15 protein-coding genes are annotated in these 13,543 nt (G+C 57.0%); 10 read left to right on the forward strand and 5 right to left on the reverse strand.

What is annotated here, in order from left to right:
* Window positions 1-35: 35 nt before the first annotated feature.
* Complete coding sequence (locus ACR0D7_RS06715) at window positions 36-644, forward strand: hypothetical protein (RefSeq protein ID WP_480678293.1); 609 nt, start codon at window positions 36-38, stop codon at window positions 642-644.
* A gap of 74 nt (window positions 645-718) precedes the next feature.
* Here the strand turns inward: ACR0D7_RS06715 and tyrS are convergent, their stop codons facing one another.
* Complete coding sequence (gene tyrS / locus ACR0D7_RS06720) at window positions 719-1,972, reverse strand: tyrosine--tRNA ligase (protein WP_480678294.1); 1,254 nt, start codon at window positions 1,970-1,972, stop codon at window positions 719-721.
* Between the two features lie 177 nt (window positions 1,973-2,149).
* Here tyrS and ACR0D7_RS06725 point away from each other — a divergent pair, with 177 nt between their 5' ends.
* Complete coding sequence (locus ACR0D7_RS06725; protein ID WP_480678295.1) at window positions 2,150-3,277, forward strand: anhydro-N-acetylmuramic acid kinase; 1,128 nt, start codon at window positions 2,150-2,152, stop codon at window positions 3,275-3,277.
* A 210-nt stretch (window positions 3,278-3,487) separates the two neighbouring features.
* On the forward strand, window positions 3,488-4,462 hold the full coding sequence (locus ACR0D7_RS06730) for a leishmanolysin-related zinc metalloendopeptidase (RefSeq protein ID WP_480678296.1): 975 nt from the start codon (window positions 3,488-3,490) through the stop codon (window positions 4,460-4,462).
* Window positions 4,463-4,552: 90 nt separating this feature from the next.
* Here ACR0D7_RS06730 and ACR0D7_RS06735 read toward each other — a convergent pair whose 3' ends face one another.
* Window positions 4,553-4,972: a cupin domain-containing protein gene (locus tag ACR0D7_RS06735; RefSeq protein ID WP_480678297.1), complete on the reverse strand. Its 420-nt coding sequence runs from the start codon at window positions 4,970-4,972 to the stop codon at window positions 4,553-4,555.
* 86 nt (window positions 4,973-5,058) lie between these two features.
* Between ACR0D7_RS06735 and ACR0D7_RS06740 the strand changes: the two genes are divergently transcribed.
* Entirely contained in the window at window positions 5,059-6,477 is a 1,419-nt protein-coding gene (locus ACR0D7_RS06740) for a protein adenylyltransferase SelO (RefSeq protein ID WP_480678298.1), read from the forward strand.
* Window positions 6,478-6,495: 18 nt separating this feature from the next.
* Here the strand turns inward: ACR0D7_RS06740 and ACR0D7_RS06745 are convergent, their stop codons facing one another.
* Window positions 6,496-7,413 (reverse strand): DMT family transporter, encoded by a 918-nt coding sequence (locus tag ACR0D7_RS06745; RefSeq protein ID WP_480678299.1) that lies wholly within the window; start codon window positions 7,411-7,413, stop codon window positions 6,496-6,498.
* Window positions 7,414-7,600: 187 nt separating this feature from the next.
* On the opposite strand from ACR0D7_RS06745, the gene ACR0D7_RS06750 reads away from it, so the two are divergent.
* From ACR0D7_RS06750 to ACR0D7_RS06775, 6 genes are all read left to right on the forward strand, one after another.
* Window positions 7,601-8,305: an endonuclease/exonuclease/phosphatase family protein gene (locus ACR0D7_RS06750; RefSeq protein ID WP_480678300.1), complete on the forward strand. Its 705-nt coding sequence runs from the start codon at window positions 7,601-7,603 to the stop codon at window positions 8,303-8,305.
* Between the two features lie 73 nt (window positions 8,306-8,378).
* The gene (locus tag ACR0D7_RS06755) at window positions 8,379-8,792 is read left to right on the forward strand and encodes a Fur family transcriptional regulator (protein WP_170382962.1); all 414 of its coding nucleotides are present in this window, start codon (window positions 8,379-8,381) and stop codon (window positions 8,790-8,792) included.
* 136 nt (window positions 8,793-8,928) lie between these two features.
* Window positions 8,929-9,810 carry a DMT family transporter gene (locus ACR0D7_RS06760; protein ID WP_480678301.1) on the forward strand — a complete coding sequence of 294 codons (882 nt, stop codon included), beginning with the start codon at window positions 8,929-8,931 and terminating at the stop codon, window positions 9,808-9,810.
* 145 nt (window positions 9,811-9,955) lie between these two features.
* Window positions 9,956-11,233, forward strand: a complete 1,278-nt coding sequence (gene eno, locus ACR0D7_RS06765; protein ID WP_480678302.1) for a phosphopyruvate hydratase — start codon at window positions 9,956-9,958, stop codon at window positions 11,231-11,233.
* Between the two features lie 48 nt (window positions 11,234-11,281).
* Window positions 11,282-11,806 (forward strand): GNAT family N-acetyltransferase, encoded by a 525-nt coding sequence (locus tag ACR0D7_RS06770; RefSeq protein WP_480678303.1) that lies wholly within the window; start codon window positions 11,282-11,284, stop codon window positions 11,804-11,806.
* Window positions 11,807-11,967: 161 nt separating this feature from the next.
* Window positions 11,968-12,135: a hypothetical protein gene (locus ACR0D7_RS06775; RefSeq protein WP_170572126.1), complete on the forward strand. Its 168-nt coding sequence runs from the start codon at window positions 11,968-11,970 to the stop codon at window positions 12,133-12,135.
* Here ACR0D7_RS06775 and ACR0D7_RS06780 read toward each other — a convergent pair.
* Window positions 12,132-12,581: a GNAT family N-acetyltransferase gene (locus tag ACR0D7_RS06780; RefSeq protein ID WP_480678304.1), complete on the reverse strand. Its 450-nt coding sequence runs from the start codon at window positions 12,579-12,581 to the stop codon at window positions 12,132-12,134. The two genes, ACR0D7_RS06775 and ACR0D7_RS06780, sit on opposite strands and share 4 nt — an antisense overlap.
* A complete protein-coding gene (locus tag ACR0D7_RS06785; RefSeq protein WP_480678305.1) occupies window positions 12,578-13,519 on the reverse strand; it encodes a nucleoside hydrolase in 942 nt (313 codons plus the stop codon). The genes ACR0D7_RS06780 and ACR0D7_RS06785 overlap by 4 nt, the downstream gene beginning before the upstream one ends.
* Window positions 13,520-13,543 lie beyond the last annotated feature (24 nt).

Here is a 13,543-nt window from a genome sequence, read left to right on the forward strand (position 1 = left end):
CGTGGTTGGCTGTTTATTGGTCAGGAGGTACTGACATGTTAACGAGTACAAAGCACAAGCTGGGCGCTCTTGCGATCGCGCCTTTCATGGGGATTTTGATGACCGGCAGCGCGGCTGCAGCGTCTGAGGTCTGCAACGCGAAAACTGCGCGTGACGCAGCGAACGGCGGCGATTATGCCGCGCTGTGTGCCTGTTCACAGGTCACGCCGAGTTTTCTTAAGCAGTTGCAGAAACGTTCAGATTTCGAAACCACCTTGGTAAACACAGGAGCGATGTGTCCCGGTTTGGCGGCTTTGCTGACAGACCTCCCGACGGAGGCGATCAGTGCATCTGCTCCTGATGGAGAGAACCGTGAAAGTGAACAGTTCGCTGGTATTGACCCGGACAACGGAGGAAGTTCAGGTCCTGGTGGCGGGGGAGGAAATCCCGGCGATAGTGGGGGTAACCCAGGTGACGGCAACAACGGCGGTGGGAACGGCGGCAACAATGGCGGTCCGGGCAATGGTAACGGAAACAACGGAAACCCTGGCAACGGCGGAGGCAACAATGGCGGCTCTGGCCCCGGCACCGGAAATGGTGGCAGCAATAACGGCCAGGGCAACGGGTCCGGCAAAGGCGGTCAGGGCAACGGCGGCAAGCGGTAATCTCCTTACCACCACCTGAAACGAAAAACGGCCACCCGCCTAGGTGGCCGTTGCTTCCTTTGTCTGGTCGCTGATCAGCCCAACTGCACCAGCGCGTGCCGCTTCTTGCCAGCGCTCAGCTTGATTGGCGAGGACAGCGCGCCCGCGTCGATCATCAGCCCTGCATCGGTCAGCGGAGCGTCATCCAGTTTTGCTCCATTTTCGGCAATCAGGCGCTTGGCCTCTTTACCGGATTTCGCAAGGCCCGATTTCACGATGACCTGTACGATGGACATGCCATCGCCCAGCTCATCCGCGCTTAAAGTCAGGGTCGGAAGATCGTCCCCGACGCCACCCTTTTCGAACACTTCGCGTGCGGTGGCCTCGGCGTTTGCCGCAGCCTCGGCCCCGTGCAGCAGCGCGGTGACTTCGTTGGCGAGGCGGATCTTGGCCTCATTGATCTCCGACCCCTGCAATGCGCCAAGGCGATCACATTCATCCACCGGCATTTCAGTGTAGAGCTTCAGGAAGCGACCCACATCCGCATCGGTGGTGTTGCGCCAGAACTGCCAGAACTCATATGGCGAGCGCATTTCCGCGTTCAGCCATACAGCGCCGTCCTGAGACTTGCCCATCTTTTTGCCGTCGCTGGTGGTCAGCAGGGGCGAAGTCAGGCCGTAGATCTCGTGATCCAGCACGCGACGGGTCAGGTCGATACCGTTAACGATATTGCCCCACTGGTCACTGCCGCCCATCTGCAGAACACAGCCGTAACGGCGGTTTAGCTCAAGGAAGTCATAGGCCTGCAGGATCATGTAGTTGAATTCGAGGAACGAAAGCGACTGCTCGCGGTCCAGCCGTGATTTCACGGATTCAAATGATAGCATCCGGTTGACCGAGAAATGCCGCCCGATGTCCCGCAGGAAGTCGAGGTAGTTCAAACCGTCCAGCCATTCGGCATTGTTCAGCATCAGCGCCTTGTTTTCGGCGTCGCTGTCATAGTCGATGTAGGCCGCGAAAACCTTTTTGATACCCGCGATGTTTTCGTCGATCTGTTCGGGGCCCAGCAGGGGGCGTTCATCCGCACGGAAAGACGGGTCGCCTACCTTGGTGGTGCCGCCCCCCATCAGGGTGATCGGCTGGTGGCCGGTTTTCTGGAACCAGCGCAGCATCATGATTTGGATCAGGCTGCCCACATGCAACGACTTGGCCGTTGCATCAAAGCCGATATAGGCCGGCTTGCATCCACTCATCAGCGCTTCGTCAAGGCCCTGATAATCGGTGCAGTCGGCGAGGAAGCCGCGCTCGATCATCGTGGCGATGAAATCCGATTTGGGATGGTAGGTCATATCGTGCCCTTTGGGTTGATGTTGCGGGGCAGTGTATAGGCGGTGGTGGTGCCAAGGAAAAGGCACCATTTCCAAGAAAAACGCGGGTGCTACACGATGTGGCTTGCCTAAGCTTTGCGTTACCGTGCAGGTTGTCACCAACGCGCCGAGAAAATGGGTGTGACAAGCAAATAGAGGATGAACGTGGGCCGGGCGATCAGCAAAACAGGCACGATCAGAGCATTGGGTGCAATGTCTGGAACATCTCTTGATGGCGTGGACACCGCTGTGGTCGAAACGGACGGGCAGCGGATTGTGGGCTTTGGTCCCAGCGGTTACAGGGCGTATTCGGAACAGGAGCGAAGCGTCCTGCGGTCGGCGCTTGGCCAATGGCACGGGCCGGACGTTGATGCGGCTGCTGAACTGGTCACCATCGCCCATGCCGAGGCGTTATCTGAATACGAACAGATAGACCTGATCGGATTTCACGGTCAGACCCTTGCGCATGAACCACGCGGACGTGGCACGTTGCAGGTGGGCGATGGCAAGGGGCTGGCGCAAGCTCTGGGCGTGCCGGTGGTCTGGGATTTCCGCAGTGATGACGTGGCCATGGGGGGCGAAGGTGCGCCGCTGGCACCCTTTTTCCATTTTGCCTGTGCCAAATGGATCGGTGCCACGGAACCACTGTGCTTTCTGAACCTCGGCGGGGTGGGGAATCTGACCTATGTCGATCCCAGCTTTGAAGGGCCAGAAGCCCCGGGTGCGCTGCTGGCCTTTGACACCGGTCCGGCCAATGCGCCCGTGGATGACCTGATGCAGGCGCGTCTGGGGCTGCCGATGGATCGGGACGGCGCTGTGGCGCGCGGCGGTACGGTTGAAATGGGCGCGCTGGAGCTGTTTTTGGCTGAACCCTTCTTTTCCCGTATGCCGCCGAAATCGCTGGATCGCAACGACTTTGCCGAGATGATCGGGCTGGTGAAAGAGCTGTCCGACGCTGATGCCGTGGCGACCCTGACCGGCATGTGCGCGGTTGGTGTTGTTCAGGGGATGGAACATTGCCCCAAGCCTCCGTCTCGCGTTCTGGTGACAGGCGGTGGGCGGCGTAACCCGGTGTTGATGGAGATGCTGCGCGTCTCGCTGGATTGCCGGGTCGAACCGGTAGAGGCAGTGGGCCTGGACGGTGATATGCTCGAAGCGCAAGCTTTTGCCTATCTCGCGGTGCGCGTGGCGCGGGGTTTGCCAACCTCATGCCCAGGTACGACGGGGGTTCAGGCGCTGGTCGGCGGCGGCGTGGTAAGCTCAGTCGAACGCAAAGTAACCCATTGAAACATTCTTTGAGTGAACTTGGATTTTTGCATTTATGCTTTCCTTTTATAGCCTAATGGCTGACAAAGACTGATGTATAGTGACTATTGAGCTGAGTTTTTCAGTCAAATTGTGCGTCAAGTCACATTTTCGTCAATTTCTTTTGTTCAAATTGTGTCCTCGCAAATAAACTGGGTGACGTTGTTGGGTTAGAATACGAGGGAAAAGGTTATGCCGTCAGAATTAAGTGGAAATTTTCTTGATTATGTAAAGTCGTCAGGTGCAGGCGCATCGCGTCTCCATGCATCTGAAAGTAACAATCAACCCATCGGAAGTCTGAGCGGTGACCTTCTTTTCATTGATGAGCCCGCCGCTGCCAGAGGCGACAAGGGGCCACCGCCGGGAAAAGGCGGCGGGGGTGACACCGAAACAGAAACAGTCACCGACGTTTACATCACCGGGCAAAACGATGGGATCGACGACAGCCTTCAGTACAATATCGAAGTTCGGTTCGTCGGAGACTGGCCGGAAGATCTGAAATCAGTGTTCATTGCGTCAGCTGATTACCTGGCCTCTCTTATTGATGGCGATATCGAAGATGCGGTCGATGGCGCGGGCAACATCTACGATGACCTTGTCATCATGGCGGATTTAGATGCCATAGATGGTGAAGGGGGTGTGCTGGGGCAGGCGGGACCCACCGGTATCCGCAGTGACACCGGTTTGCCTGCTATTGGTGAGATGACTTTCGATGAAGCTGACGCCTTAGCTTATCACGATGCGGGGCAGTTCGATGATATCGTTCTGCATGAAATGATGCATGTCATGGGGTTGGGTACACTTTGGGATTACTATGGTCTGGTATCGACTGTGGTGGACGACAATAACACCAGAAGGCCAACTGATGACACAGTGACCAGCCTCTATACCGGTGATGCAGCAAACTCGGAATACGTTGGCTATTTCACCGAAGAAGATTTCCTATTGGTCGAAACTGACGGCGGGTCAGGCACAGCCGGAGGGCACTGGGACGAAGAAGCGTATCAGGATGAGCTGATGACCGGGTATATCGGGTATTTGGCAGATGATGGTACGTACGATGCGACCAGCTATTTGTCGGATTGGTCGGTCGCGTCCCTTGAGGATCTTGGTTACGTTCTGACTGCTGGAGCAGCTGGCATCGACGACAACATCGATCTGGCCTGATCTCTCGATCGAACCCTGCCCGATATGGGGTGGGGGCGAGCCCAAGGTTTGACTTTCGTCGCAACCGGGATCGACTCGATGATCACTGCCTTACGCGCGCGGGATATCGAAATCTGGCTCGGCCAGTTTGAAGCCGTCGAACTCGAACCCAGGTGAGACGGTGCAGCTTACCAGGGTATAGTCTCCGGTTGATTGCGCCGATTGCCAGTGGTTCACGGGCACGATCACTTGTGGTGCGCCACTGGTTAGATCTGGGGTCAGCAGGTGATCGGTTGCGGGGCCGTCCTCGGTGGCGCTGAGAGACAGGGTCAGGGGTGCGCCGGAGTGATACAGCCAGATCTCGGTCGCATCCACGCGGTGCCAATGACTGCGCTCGCCTGCTTGTAGCAGGAAATAGATGCAGGTGCCTGTTGCGCGGCCTTCGTTCTCAGCCCGCCATGTTTCGCGGAACCAGCCGCCCTCGGGGTGGCGTTCAAGGTTCAGGTGCGCGATGATTTCTTCCGCTGTCATGTGGTGCCTCGTCATGTTGACGCGATTATGCACGCGGTCATGCGATCCGCTATGGTATTTGCGCATTTCGACAATATGTTTGCGGTATGTCCCTGACGATCCCGTTTGACAATAGCTACGCCCGCCTTCCTGACACGTTCTATGCCCGGCAGGCGCCGATGCCCGTGCGCGCGCCGCATCTGGTCGCGTTCAACGAGGAGCTTGCGCAGATATTGCGCGTTACCCCTGGCGAGATTGAGGACATGACCCAAACCTTTGCTGGCAATACGCTGCCCGAAGGTGCCGAGCCAATTGCGCAGTTGTATTCCGGGCATCAGTTCGGAACCTACAATCCCCAGCTGGGGGATGGCCGTGCGGTTTTGCTGGGTGAGACGGTCGGCACTGATGGTGTAAGGCGGGATATTCAACTTAAAGGCTCGGGGCAGACGCCCTTCAGCCGCCGAGGCGATGGCCGTGCTTGGTTGGGGCCGGTGTTGCGCGAATATGTGGTGTCCGAGGCGATGCACGCGCTGGGCATTCCGACCACTCGCGCGCTGGCTGCCGTTGAGACGGGTGAGATCGTTCTGCGCGAAGGTCCGATGCCCGGAGCGGTTCTGACCCGCGTTGCGCAAAGTCATCTGCGTGTGGGTACGTTTCAGGTATTTGCGGGTCGTCGGCAGGTCGACAACCTGAAAAAGCTGACCGAGTACGCCATTGCCCGGCACTATCCACAAGCCGACGGTCCTATGGGGTTGTTGCGTGCGGTACGGGATGCGCAGGCGCAGTTGATTTCGCAATGGATGAGCGTGGGCTTTATCCATGGGGTGATGAACACCGACAATTCGTCGATCGCGGGTGAGACCATCGACTATGGCCCCTGTGCCTTTATGGACAGTTACCATCCGAACACTGTCTACAGTTCGATTGACCGGATGGGGCGCTATGCTTACTCCAATCAGCCGGATATCGCCGTGTGGAATCTGGCACAGTTGGCGACCTCGCTGATCCAACAGGTCGAAGACCCCGAGAGTGCGGTCGAAGAGGCGACAGAGATTGTGCATGCAATGCCCGGCCTGATCCAACAGCACTGGCTGACGCGTTTCCGTGCCAAGATTGGCCTGACCACCGAAGACGAAGGCGATGAGGCGCTAATTACCGACCTGCTGACCCGAATGGCGCACAACAATGCTGATTTTACCAACACGTTCCGGGCTCTGGGCCGCGATAACGCGCGCGACCAATTCCTGACACCGCAAGCGTTTGATGAGTGGGCCAAGGGTTGGAAAGAACGCCTGACCCGCGAACAAAACCCGCAAGCCGTTATGAATGCTGCGAACCCGGCCTTTATTCCCCGCAATCATCGGGTCGAGCAGATGATTCAGGCGGCCGTTCAAGGGGAATATGAACCATTCCATCGGCTGAACACGGTTCTAGCACGCCCATACGAGGATCAGCCCGAAGCGGCCGACCTGACACACCCTCCGACCGAGAATGAGGTCGTTCACGCGACGTTCTGTGGGACGTAATATCAACCCTGTTGAGTGTTATTTCCGGACGATTTCCAATACGGCGGCGCTGACAATCAATGCAGTGCCCAATAGTTCTCGCAGTCCGAAGGGCTCCCCAGACAGGGCAGCGGCTGATGCGATGCCGACAACAACCTCGCTCATCAACAATAGGCCTACGCGGGCAGGGGATAGCTTGGTTGCGGGCCAGATCGTCATGTAGATCATGGGCAGCACATAGAGGGCTGAGAGCAAAGCAAAAACAAGCAGCCTAAGTGCGTTCTCTTGGCTAAGGCCAGGCAGTGCCCCGTCGGGCAGAAAAACAAGGCTGATCAGGGATAGCACCATTGCGCCCAGAACAAAGGCAAATACTTGCCCAGAAGCCGAAATGTTGCTTGTACGGTAAAGCCCCAGCGAGCCGAGCGCCCAACATATGCCAGAGGCCAGTGCCAGCCAGTCACCGATATTTTTTGGCCAGGGTATTTCTCCCGCATCCCCAAGGACAACAAACAGGCCACCGATCCCGCATAACAAACCTAAGATGCGCCCAAGACCAATGCGTTCTCTCAGGAAAAATAGCCCCAGAAGCGTGCCCCAGATCGGCGTCAGGTAGAACAGAAGGATCGAGCGTACGACCTCAGTATAGACAAGACTGATAGAGTACAGGCTGAAGGCTGCGCCGGTGAACATGCCACTGACCATAAGATCGCGCCATTGCAAGGCCAGTGTTTGCCGCTCTCGCCAGATCAGGAAGAAAAGCACAAGCAAGGCCGAGCTGTACATCGCGATACCCGGCCATGGGCCGGTCAGGCCGAGGTCATACAAGAACCGCACGGGGATCCAATACAGCCCCCATATCATGCCGCCGATCACCAACACAAGACTGGCGCGCGTGGTGTCACTTGACTGGATGCCGCTTGAAACCATTGATCCCTCGCTGAGTCGACGATCCGCCATAACAGTCGTTTTGGCATAGAGGCACGGAAGGCCGCGGATCAAGAGAAACCGCGTTTTGCTGATCCTTTCTTAGGCAAGAAAGCCGGGCTTTCGGTAAAGCCTCGCTTTATCTGGTCTTGCAGGTCTAAGGGGGTTGCACCCAGCGTTTAGCATGGCACTCTGTTTGCATAGGAATGATCAGAGCCTCATGACACACCCATCGACCCTGCGCATAGCCAGCTACAATATTCAGAAATGCGTCGGCCTCGATTTCCGTCGGCAACCTCAGCGTATCATGCAGGTGATCGACAGCATGAAGGCCGATATCGTGGTGCTGCAAGAGGCCGACAAGCGTCTGCCTCCGCGTCCCGCTGCTTTGCCGCATTTCATGCTGGATGAGGCCGGTTGGCAGATCGTTGATCTGGGTGGCGCGGGCAGTCTGGGCTGGCACGGCAATGCGGTGATCTGGCGGGGCGACGCGATCCGGGTGCGGCAGTCCGGCCATCACGATCTGCCGGGGCTGGAGCCTCGGGGGGCGGTGCGGGTTGAGTTCGACACGCAGATCGGTCCGCTGCGGGTGATGGGAATGCATCTGGGTCTGTTACCCGCGTCCCGCCGTCAGCAGATTACGCATATTCGCCATTTTGACGAGGATCTGGATGATATGCCGACGGTCTGGGCTGGGGATTTCAACGAATGGTCCCGGCAGCCAGTGCTGGACCATTTGGCGCCAGACATGAGATTTCTGCCACCGGTTCCAAGCTTCCCCGCCGCACAGCCATTAGGGGCTCTGGACCGGATCGCGCTGGGCGAGGGGCTTGAGGCGGTATTGCACGGTGCGCACAAAACGCGGCCTGCGCATATTGCATCCGACCATCTGCCGATCTGGGCCGACCTGCGCCGCGTGGCCTGAGGTTCAATTCCCCTGTGGCACCAGCCGCGCAGACGTATTAAGACAAAGACCCGAACTACTCTGAGGGTCACTCATGTCCGACACGATCATCGCCCGTTGCGAAGCCAAAGGCCTGCGTATGACGGGACAGCGCCGTATAATCGCGCAGGTGCTGCAGCAAAGCGACGATCATCCCGATGTCGAAGAGCTGTATGCCCGTGCCTCCAAGGTGGATTCGGGTATTTCAATCGCAACCGTCTATCGCACCGTGAAACTGTTCGAAGAGGCGGGGATTCTCGACCGTCTGGAATTTGGCGACGGGCGCGCTCGGTATGAGGATGCCGAACGGGACCACCACGACCATCTCATCGATATGCAGTCGGGCGAAGTGATCGAATTCGTCGATCCCGAGATCGAGGCGCTGCAGGAAAAAATAGCCGCTAAGCTGGGGTACAGGCTGAAAGGTCACCGGTTGGAATTGTATGGCGTTCCCTTGGAACGGGACTGATTCATCACAAAACGCGATTGGTGGTCTCACATCAATTCATAATACCTGTCGAGTTTTTGCTTGCTCTGTTGTGAAAGTTACGGTTTTGCTGCCGTAAGGGCGCCCATTTTGCCAGCCCATTCCAACGGAAACGCTTATGAACAACATCAACGGCATTTTGCTGATCATAGGGTCAATGGCGGCCTTTGCGCTTGAGGACATGTTTATCAAGCACTTGTCGATCAGTGTATCGACCGGGCAGATCATGATTGTCTTGGGGCTGTTCTGTAGCCTGATTTTCGTTGTGATGTCTCTGGCGACACGCAAACGTATTTTTGATCCGCTTGCGTGGAAGGCACTACCGCTGGCTCGTGCTGGAACCGAAGCGGTTGGGGCACTGACATTTGTGACCGCGCTGTCGCTTGTCGATCTTTCCACTGTGGCGGCCGTTTTTCAGGCGATGCCGCTGGCCGTAACCATGGGTGCGGCCTTGTTTCTGGGCGAACAAGTCGGCTGGCGACGCTGGAGCGCAATTGGCGTAGGATTCATCGGCGTTGTGATGATCATTCGTCCTGGGCTGGAAGGCTTCCAGCCTGACTCGTTATTTGTAGTTGCAACCGTGATCGCGATTGCGGCGCGTGATTTGATTACCCGGCGGCTGGATGTTCGCGTGGCCTCATCCGTTGTGGCATTGCAGGCTTATATCGCAGTGGGGCTTGCAGGACTGGTGTTGATGCTGTTCACGGCGCAACCTGTTGTTCCCTTGCAGGCGGTTCAGGTTGGTCCCTACTTAGGTGCCATTGGGTTTGGTGTTCTTGGGTATTACGGCATCGTTTCGGCCATGCGGATCGGGGAAGCGTCTGCTTTGACCCCGTTTCGTTACACCCGATTGGTTTTTTCGATCATAGCCGGGATGCTTATGTTCGGTGAACGTCCTGATACGATGACGCTGGCCGGGGCGACGCTGATCATTGGTTCGGGCATGTACACCTTTATCCGTGAACGCAAGTTGGCGCGTGAACTGGCCGTGGTGGCTTGACGTATCGTCGCACGTTGGCGCAAACAGATGAGTGTTAGCCCTAAAGATCAGAGAATGATCCTGTTAGCGATAACATAGGCAGTTTACATTTTGCCCGATGATGCTAAGAGGCGTGCAATTGATCGCAGCCACAGGGACGGGCCTCATGAGCACCATCATCGACATCCACGCACGTGAAATTCTGGACAGCCGGGGCAACCCGACAGTTGAGGTCGACGTGATTTTGGAAGACGGCACCATGGGCCGTGCGGCCGTACCGTCGGGCGCGTCAACCGGTGCCTATGAGGCCGTGGAAAAGCGCGACGGTGACAAATCGCGCTATATGGGCAAAGGCGTGCTTGAGGCCGTTGCAGCAGTGAACGGTGAAATTGCCGAGGAACTGGTGGGCTTTGACGCGACCGAGCAGGTCGCCATCGATCAGGCAATGATCGAACTGGACGGAACCGACAACAAGGGCCGTCTGGGTGCAAACGCCATACTCGGCGTTTCTCTGGCTACTGCCAAGGCCGCGGCGGATTTCACCACGCAACCTCTGTATCGCTATGTCGGTGGCACCTCGGCCCGCGTTCTGCCAGTGCCGATGATGAACATCATCAATGGTGGTGAGCATGCGGACAACCCGATCGATATTCAGGAATTCATGATCATGCCGACCTCGGCCGCGAATATCCGCGAAGCCGTGCGCATGGGGGCAGAAGTTTTCCACACCTTGAAAAAAGAACTGTCCTCGGCCGGTCTGGCCACTGGTGTGGGTGACGAGGGTGGTTTCGCGCCCAACATCGCCAGCACCCGCGAGGCGCTGGATTTCATTCTGAAGTCTATCGAAAAGGCGGGCTATAGGCCGGGTGAAGAAATCCACCTGGCGCTCGATTGTGCCGCGACCGAGTATTTCAAAGACGGGAAATACGTTCTGGCAGGTGAGGGTACGACCCTGTCGTCCGAAGAAAACGCGGCCTATCTGGCGGCTCTGGTCAACGACTATCCGATCATCTCGATTGAAGATGGTATGTCCGAGGACGACTGGGATGGCTGGAAAGCCCTGACCGACGCCATTGGCGACAAGGTGCAGCTGGTGGGTGACGACCTGTTCGTGACCAATCCTGCGCGTCTGGCCGAAGGGATCGAGCGTGGTTGTGCCAACTCGATGCTGGTCAAGGTGAACCAGATCGGCTCGCTGACCGAAACCCTGCGCGCCGTCGATATGGCCCACCGCGCACGTTATACCAACGTGATGTCGCATCGCTCGGGCGAAACCGAGGATGCCACCATTGCCGATCTGGCCGTCGCCACCAATTGTGGTCAGATCAAAACCGGCTCGCTGGCGCGGTCGGATCGGTTGGCCAAATACAACCAACTGATCCGCATCGAGGAATCGTTGGGTGAAATCGCCAAATACGCAGGGGCGTCGATCCTTCGCAAGTGACGTCAGGAATGCTAACTTGATCCTCAGTTTCAGTTTGAGGATCAGATTTTGCTTAGCATCATAGAACCCAGAACGCCGAACCACTTTGATGAGGTTCGGCGTTTGTGTTGGGAATACCGGGATTTTCTGCTGACGCTGGACGAAAAGTCCGTGCGCGTCGTGAAAACGTTTTATCCTTGTGATGTTTATGCCCAGCTGTTGGATGAGATCGAAGTTGAACACGCTCCACCCGCCGGAGGGGTGAGGTTGGCGTTAATGAACGGGCAGGCCGTTGGGTGCGGAATGTTTCGAACAATTGGGCCGGGCATTGCTGAAATCAAGCGGGTTTTTGTTAGCGATGTCGCCCGTGGGACGGGTGCAGGCTATGCGGTCATGATGTCCTTGATTGACCAATGCCGAAAGCAGGGATTTGACTGTATTCGCATGGACACTGGCAAACCATTAGAAGCGGCGACGCGTCTGTACCTTTCAATGGGCTTTCAACTGCGTGACGCCTATTCCGAGGTTCCAGAGATTGCAAAGGACACTTTGTTGTTTTTTGAGATGCCGCTGAAGCCAGATAAACCGACATGACAATTCGTCCAAAAAACTTAGGCAGCTATCCCCCTGTAAACGTTTAGAAATACAATTTCGTTGACATTTTTTCGCCATAATTTCGATTATGTGTGAACTTTTTCCTATTTGTATCATGTTGAGCCGACGTAATGTGGCTGCATTACAGAAAGGAGCACACCATGACTGGTTCGAAATTCCTTCTCGTAGCTTCAGTGATCAGCGCTGTTTTTTTGGCCGCTTGCTCGGGGCCGGGGACGTATCCGGTATCAGGGATGCAGGCATCGTCCACTGACCCGGTTATGGGCATGGACGTTCCCGGAATGGATATGGGGATTGAGGCGCGCTAAAGCGGCTTGCTCATCAACATATACCGCTCACGTGGTTTAAAGCCGGTGCGTGCATACAAATTCTGGGTGGCTACTTTGGCACGGTCGACTTCAAGGTGCAGGGCCGTCAACCCGGCACCCGCCAGCGCCTTGGGCAGGGCAAGCAGAACCTCAGTTGCGATACCACGGCCGCGGACGGCGGGACGGATATAGATTTCGTCGACAAAGCCATCCATGCCGCCAAACTCGACGGACCAGCCAAAGGTAAGCACGATATAACCCAATGGCGCACGGCCGGGGCCGATCAAGTAAACGCAGCCGTGGGGGATGCCCTCTAGCAACGGAGCTAGTGCGTTTCGGCGTTGATCGGAGTCCTGTTCAATTCCAGACTCGGCGTGAAAGGCTGCGACCAGACCCAACAAGCGGTCGAGATCTTCGGGGCGGGCGAGTTTTAGTGCGGCGCTCATAGGCGGGCCAACCTTTCTGTAAGCAGGTCAAAGAACCCGTCAGCGTCGATCTCACCCATAAACATCGCATTGGGCGAATGGTCCGTGACCCGCCACCAGTCTGCGACGGTCATCCCCAGGGTCAGGTCAGACTGTGTTTCAATCTGAACGTTGATGTGACGACCCGAGAACAGCTCGGGCCGGATCAGATATGCGGTCACGCAGGGATCGTGCAGCGGTGCACCTTCCGAGCCGTATTTTTCTTTGTCGAAACGTTCGAAGAAATCCGTCATTTCGGCAACCGCATGCCCGACTTTTGAATCAAGCGCGCGGAACGCATCGTTGCGGTGTTTCGTGACCAGCGCGTCATGGGTCACATCCAGCGGCATAACCACAATATGAACGCCAGATTTAAACACAATTTCAGCAGCTTCCGGATCAACGTAAATGTTGAATTCGGCGGTTGGGGTGATGTTTCCCACCGCGAAATACGCCCCACCCATCAGTACGATTTCCTGCACCCGGTCGATGATGTCAGGCGCTTTCTGAAAGGCGGTGGCGATATTGGTCAGCGGCCCCAGCGGGCAGAGTGTCACCGTCCCGGATTCATGCGTGCGCAGGGTTTCTATGATGAAATCCACCGCGTGACCGCCGGCCAGAGGCATCTCGGGATCAGGTAGGACAGGGCCGTCCAGGCCGGTTTTGCCATGTACGTGTTCGGCAGTGACCAGCGGACGGTTCAACGGACGGTCGCACCCAGCGTAAACGGGGACATGCGTGTGCCCGGCCAACTCGCAGACAATGCGTGCGTTCTTTGCAGTCAACTCAAGCGGTACGTTTCCCGCAACGGCGGCAATGCCCAACACGTCGATCTCTTCGGGGCTGGCCAGCGCCAGCAGGATGGCGACGGCGTCGTCCTGACCGGGGTCGGTGTCGATGATGATCTTGCGCGGTGCCATGCTCTGCCTCCGGGGTCTTGAAGC

It is taken from the genome of Ruegeria sp. BB7, assembly GCF_056539365.1.

Bases quoted from the DNA above. Each gene is read 5' to 3' on its own strand.
- ACR0D7_RS06715 (WP_480678293.1), top strand. From the start codon at position 36: ATGTTAACGAGTACAAAGCACAAGCTGGGCGCTCTTGCGATCGCGCCT.
- tyrS (WP_480678294.1), bottom strand. From the start codon at position 1,972: ATGACCTACCATCCCAAATCGGATTTCATCGCCACGATGATCGAGCGC.
- ACR0D7_RS06725 (WP_480678295.1), top strand. From the start codon at position 2,150: ATGAACGTGGGCCGGGCGATCAGCAAAACAGGCACGATCAGAGCATTG.
- ACR0D7_RS06730 (WP_480678296.1), top strand. From the start codon at position 3,488: ATGCCGTCAGAATTAAGTGGAAATTTTCTTGATTATGTAAAGTCGTCA.
- ACR0D7_RS06735 (WP_480678297.1), bottom strand. From the start codon at position 4,972: ATGACAGCGGAAGAAATCATCGCGCACCTGAACCTTGAACGCCACCCC.
- ACR0D7_RS06740 (WP_480678298.1), top strand. From the start codon at position 5,059: ATGTCCCTGACGATCCCGTTTGACAATAGCTACGCCCGCCTTCCTGAC.
- ACR0D7_RS06745 (WP_480678299.1), bottom strand. From the start codon at position 7,413: ATGGCGGATCGTCGACTCAGCGAGGGATCAATGGTTTCAAGCGGCATC.
- ACR0D7_RS06750 (WP_480678300.1), top strand. From the start codon at position 7,601: ATGACACACCCATCGACCCTGCGCATAGCCAGCTACAATATTCAGAAA.
- ACR0D7_RS06755 (WP_170382962.1), top strand. From the start codon at position 8,379: ATGTCCGACACGATCATCGCCCGTTGCGAAGCCAAAGGCCTGCGTATG.
- ACR0D7_RS06760 (WP_480678301.1), top strand. From the start codon at position 8,929: ATGAACAACATCAACGGCATTTTGCTGATCATAGGGTCAATGGCGGCC.
- eno (WP_480678302.1), top strand. From the start codon at position 9,956: ATGAGCACCATCATCGACATCCACGCACGTGAAATTCTGGACAGCCGG.
- ACR0D7_RS06775 (WP_170572126.1), top strand. From the start codon at position 11,968: ATGACTGGTTCGAAATTCCTTCTCGTAGCTTCAGTGATCAGCGCTGTT.
- ACR0D7_RS06780 (WP_480678304.1), bottom strand. From the start codon at position 12,581: ATGAGCGCCGCACTAAAACTCGCCCGCCCCGAAGATCTCGACCGCTTG.
- ACR0D7_RS06785 (WP_480678305.1), bottom strand. From the start codon at position 13,519: ATGGCACCGCGCAAGATCATCATCGACACCGACCCCGGTCAGGACGAC.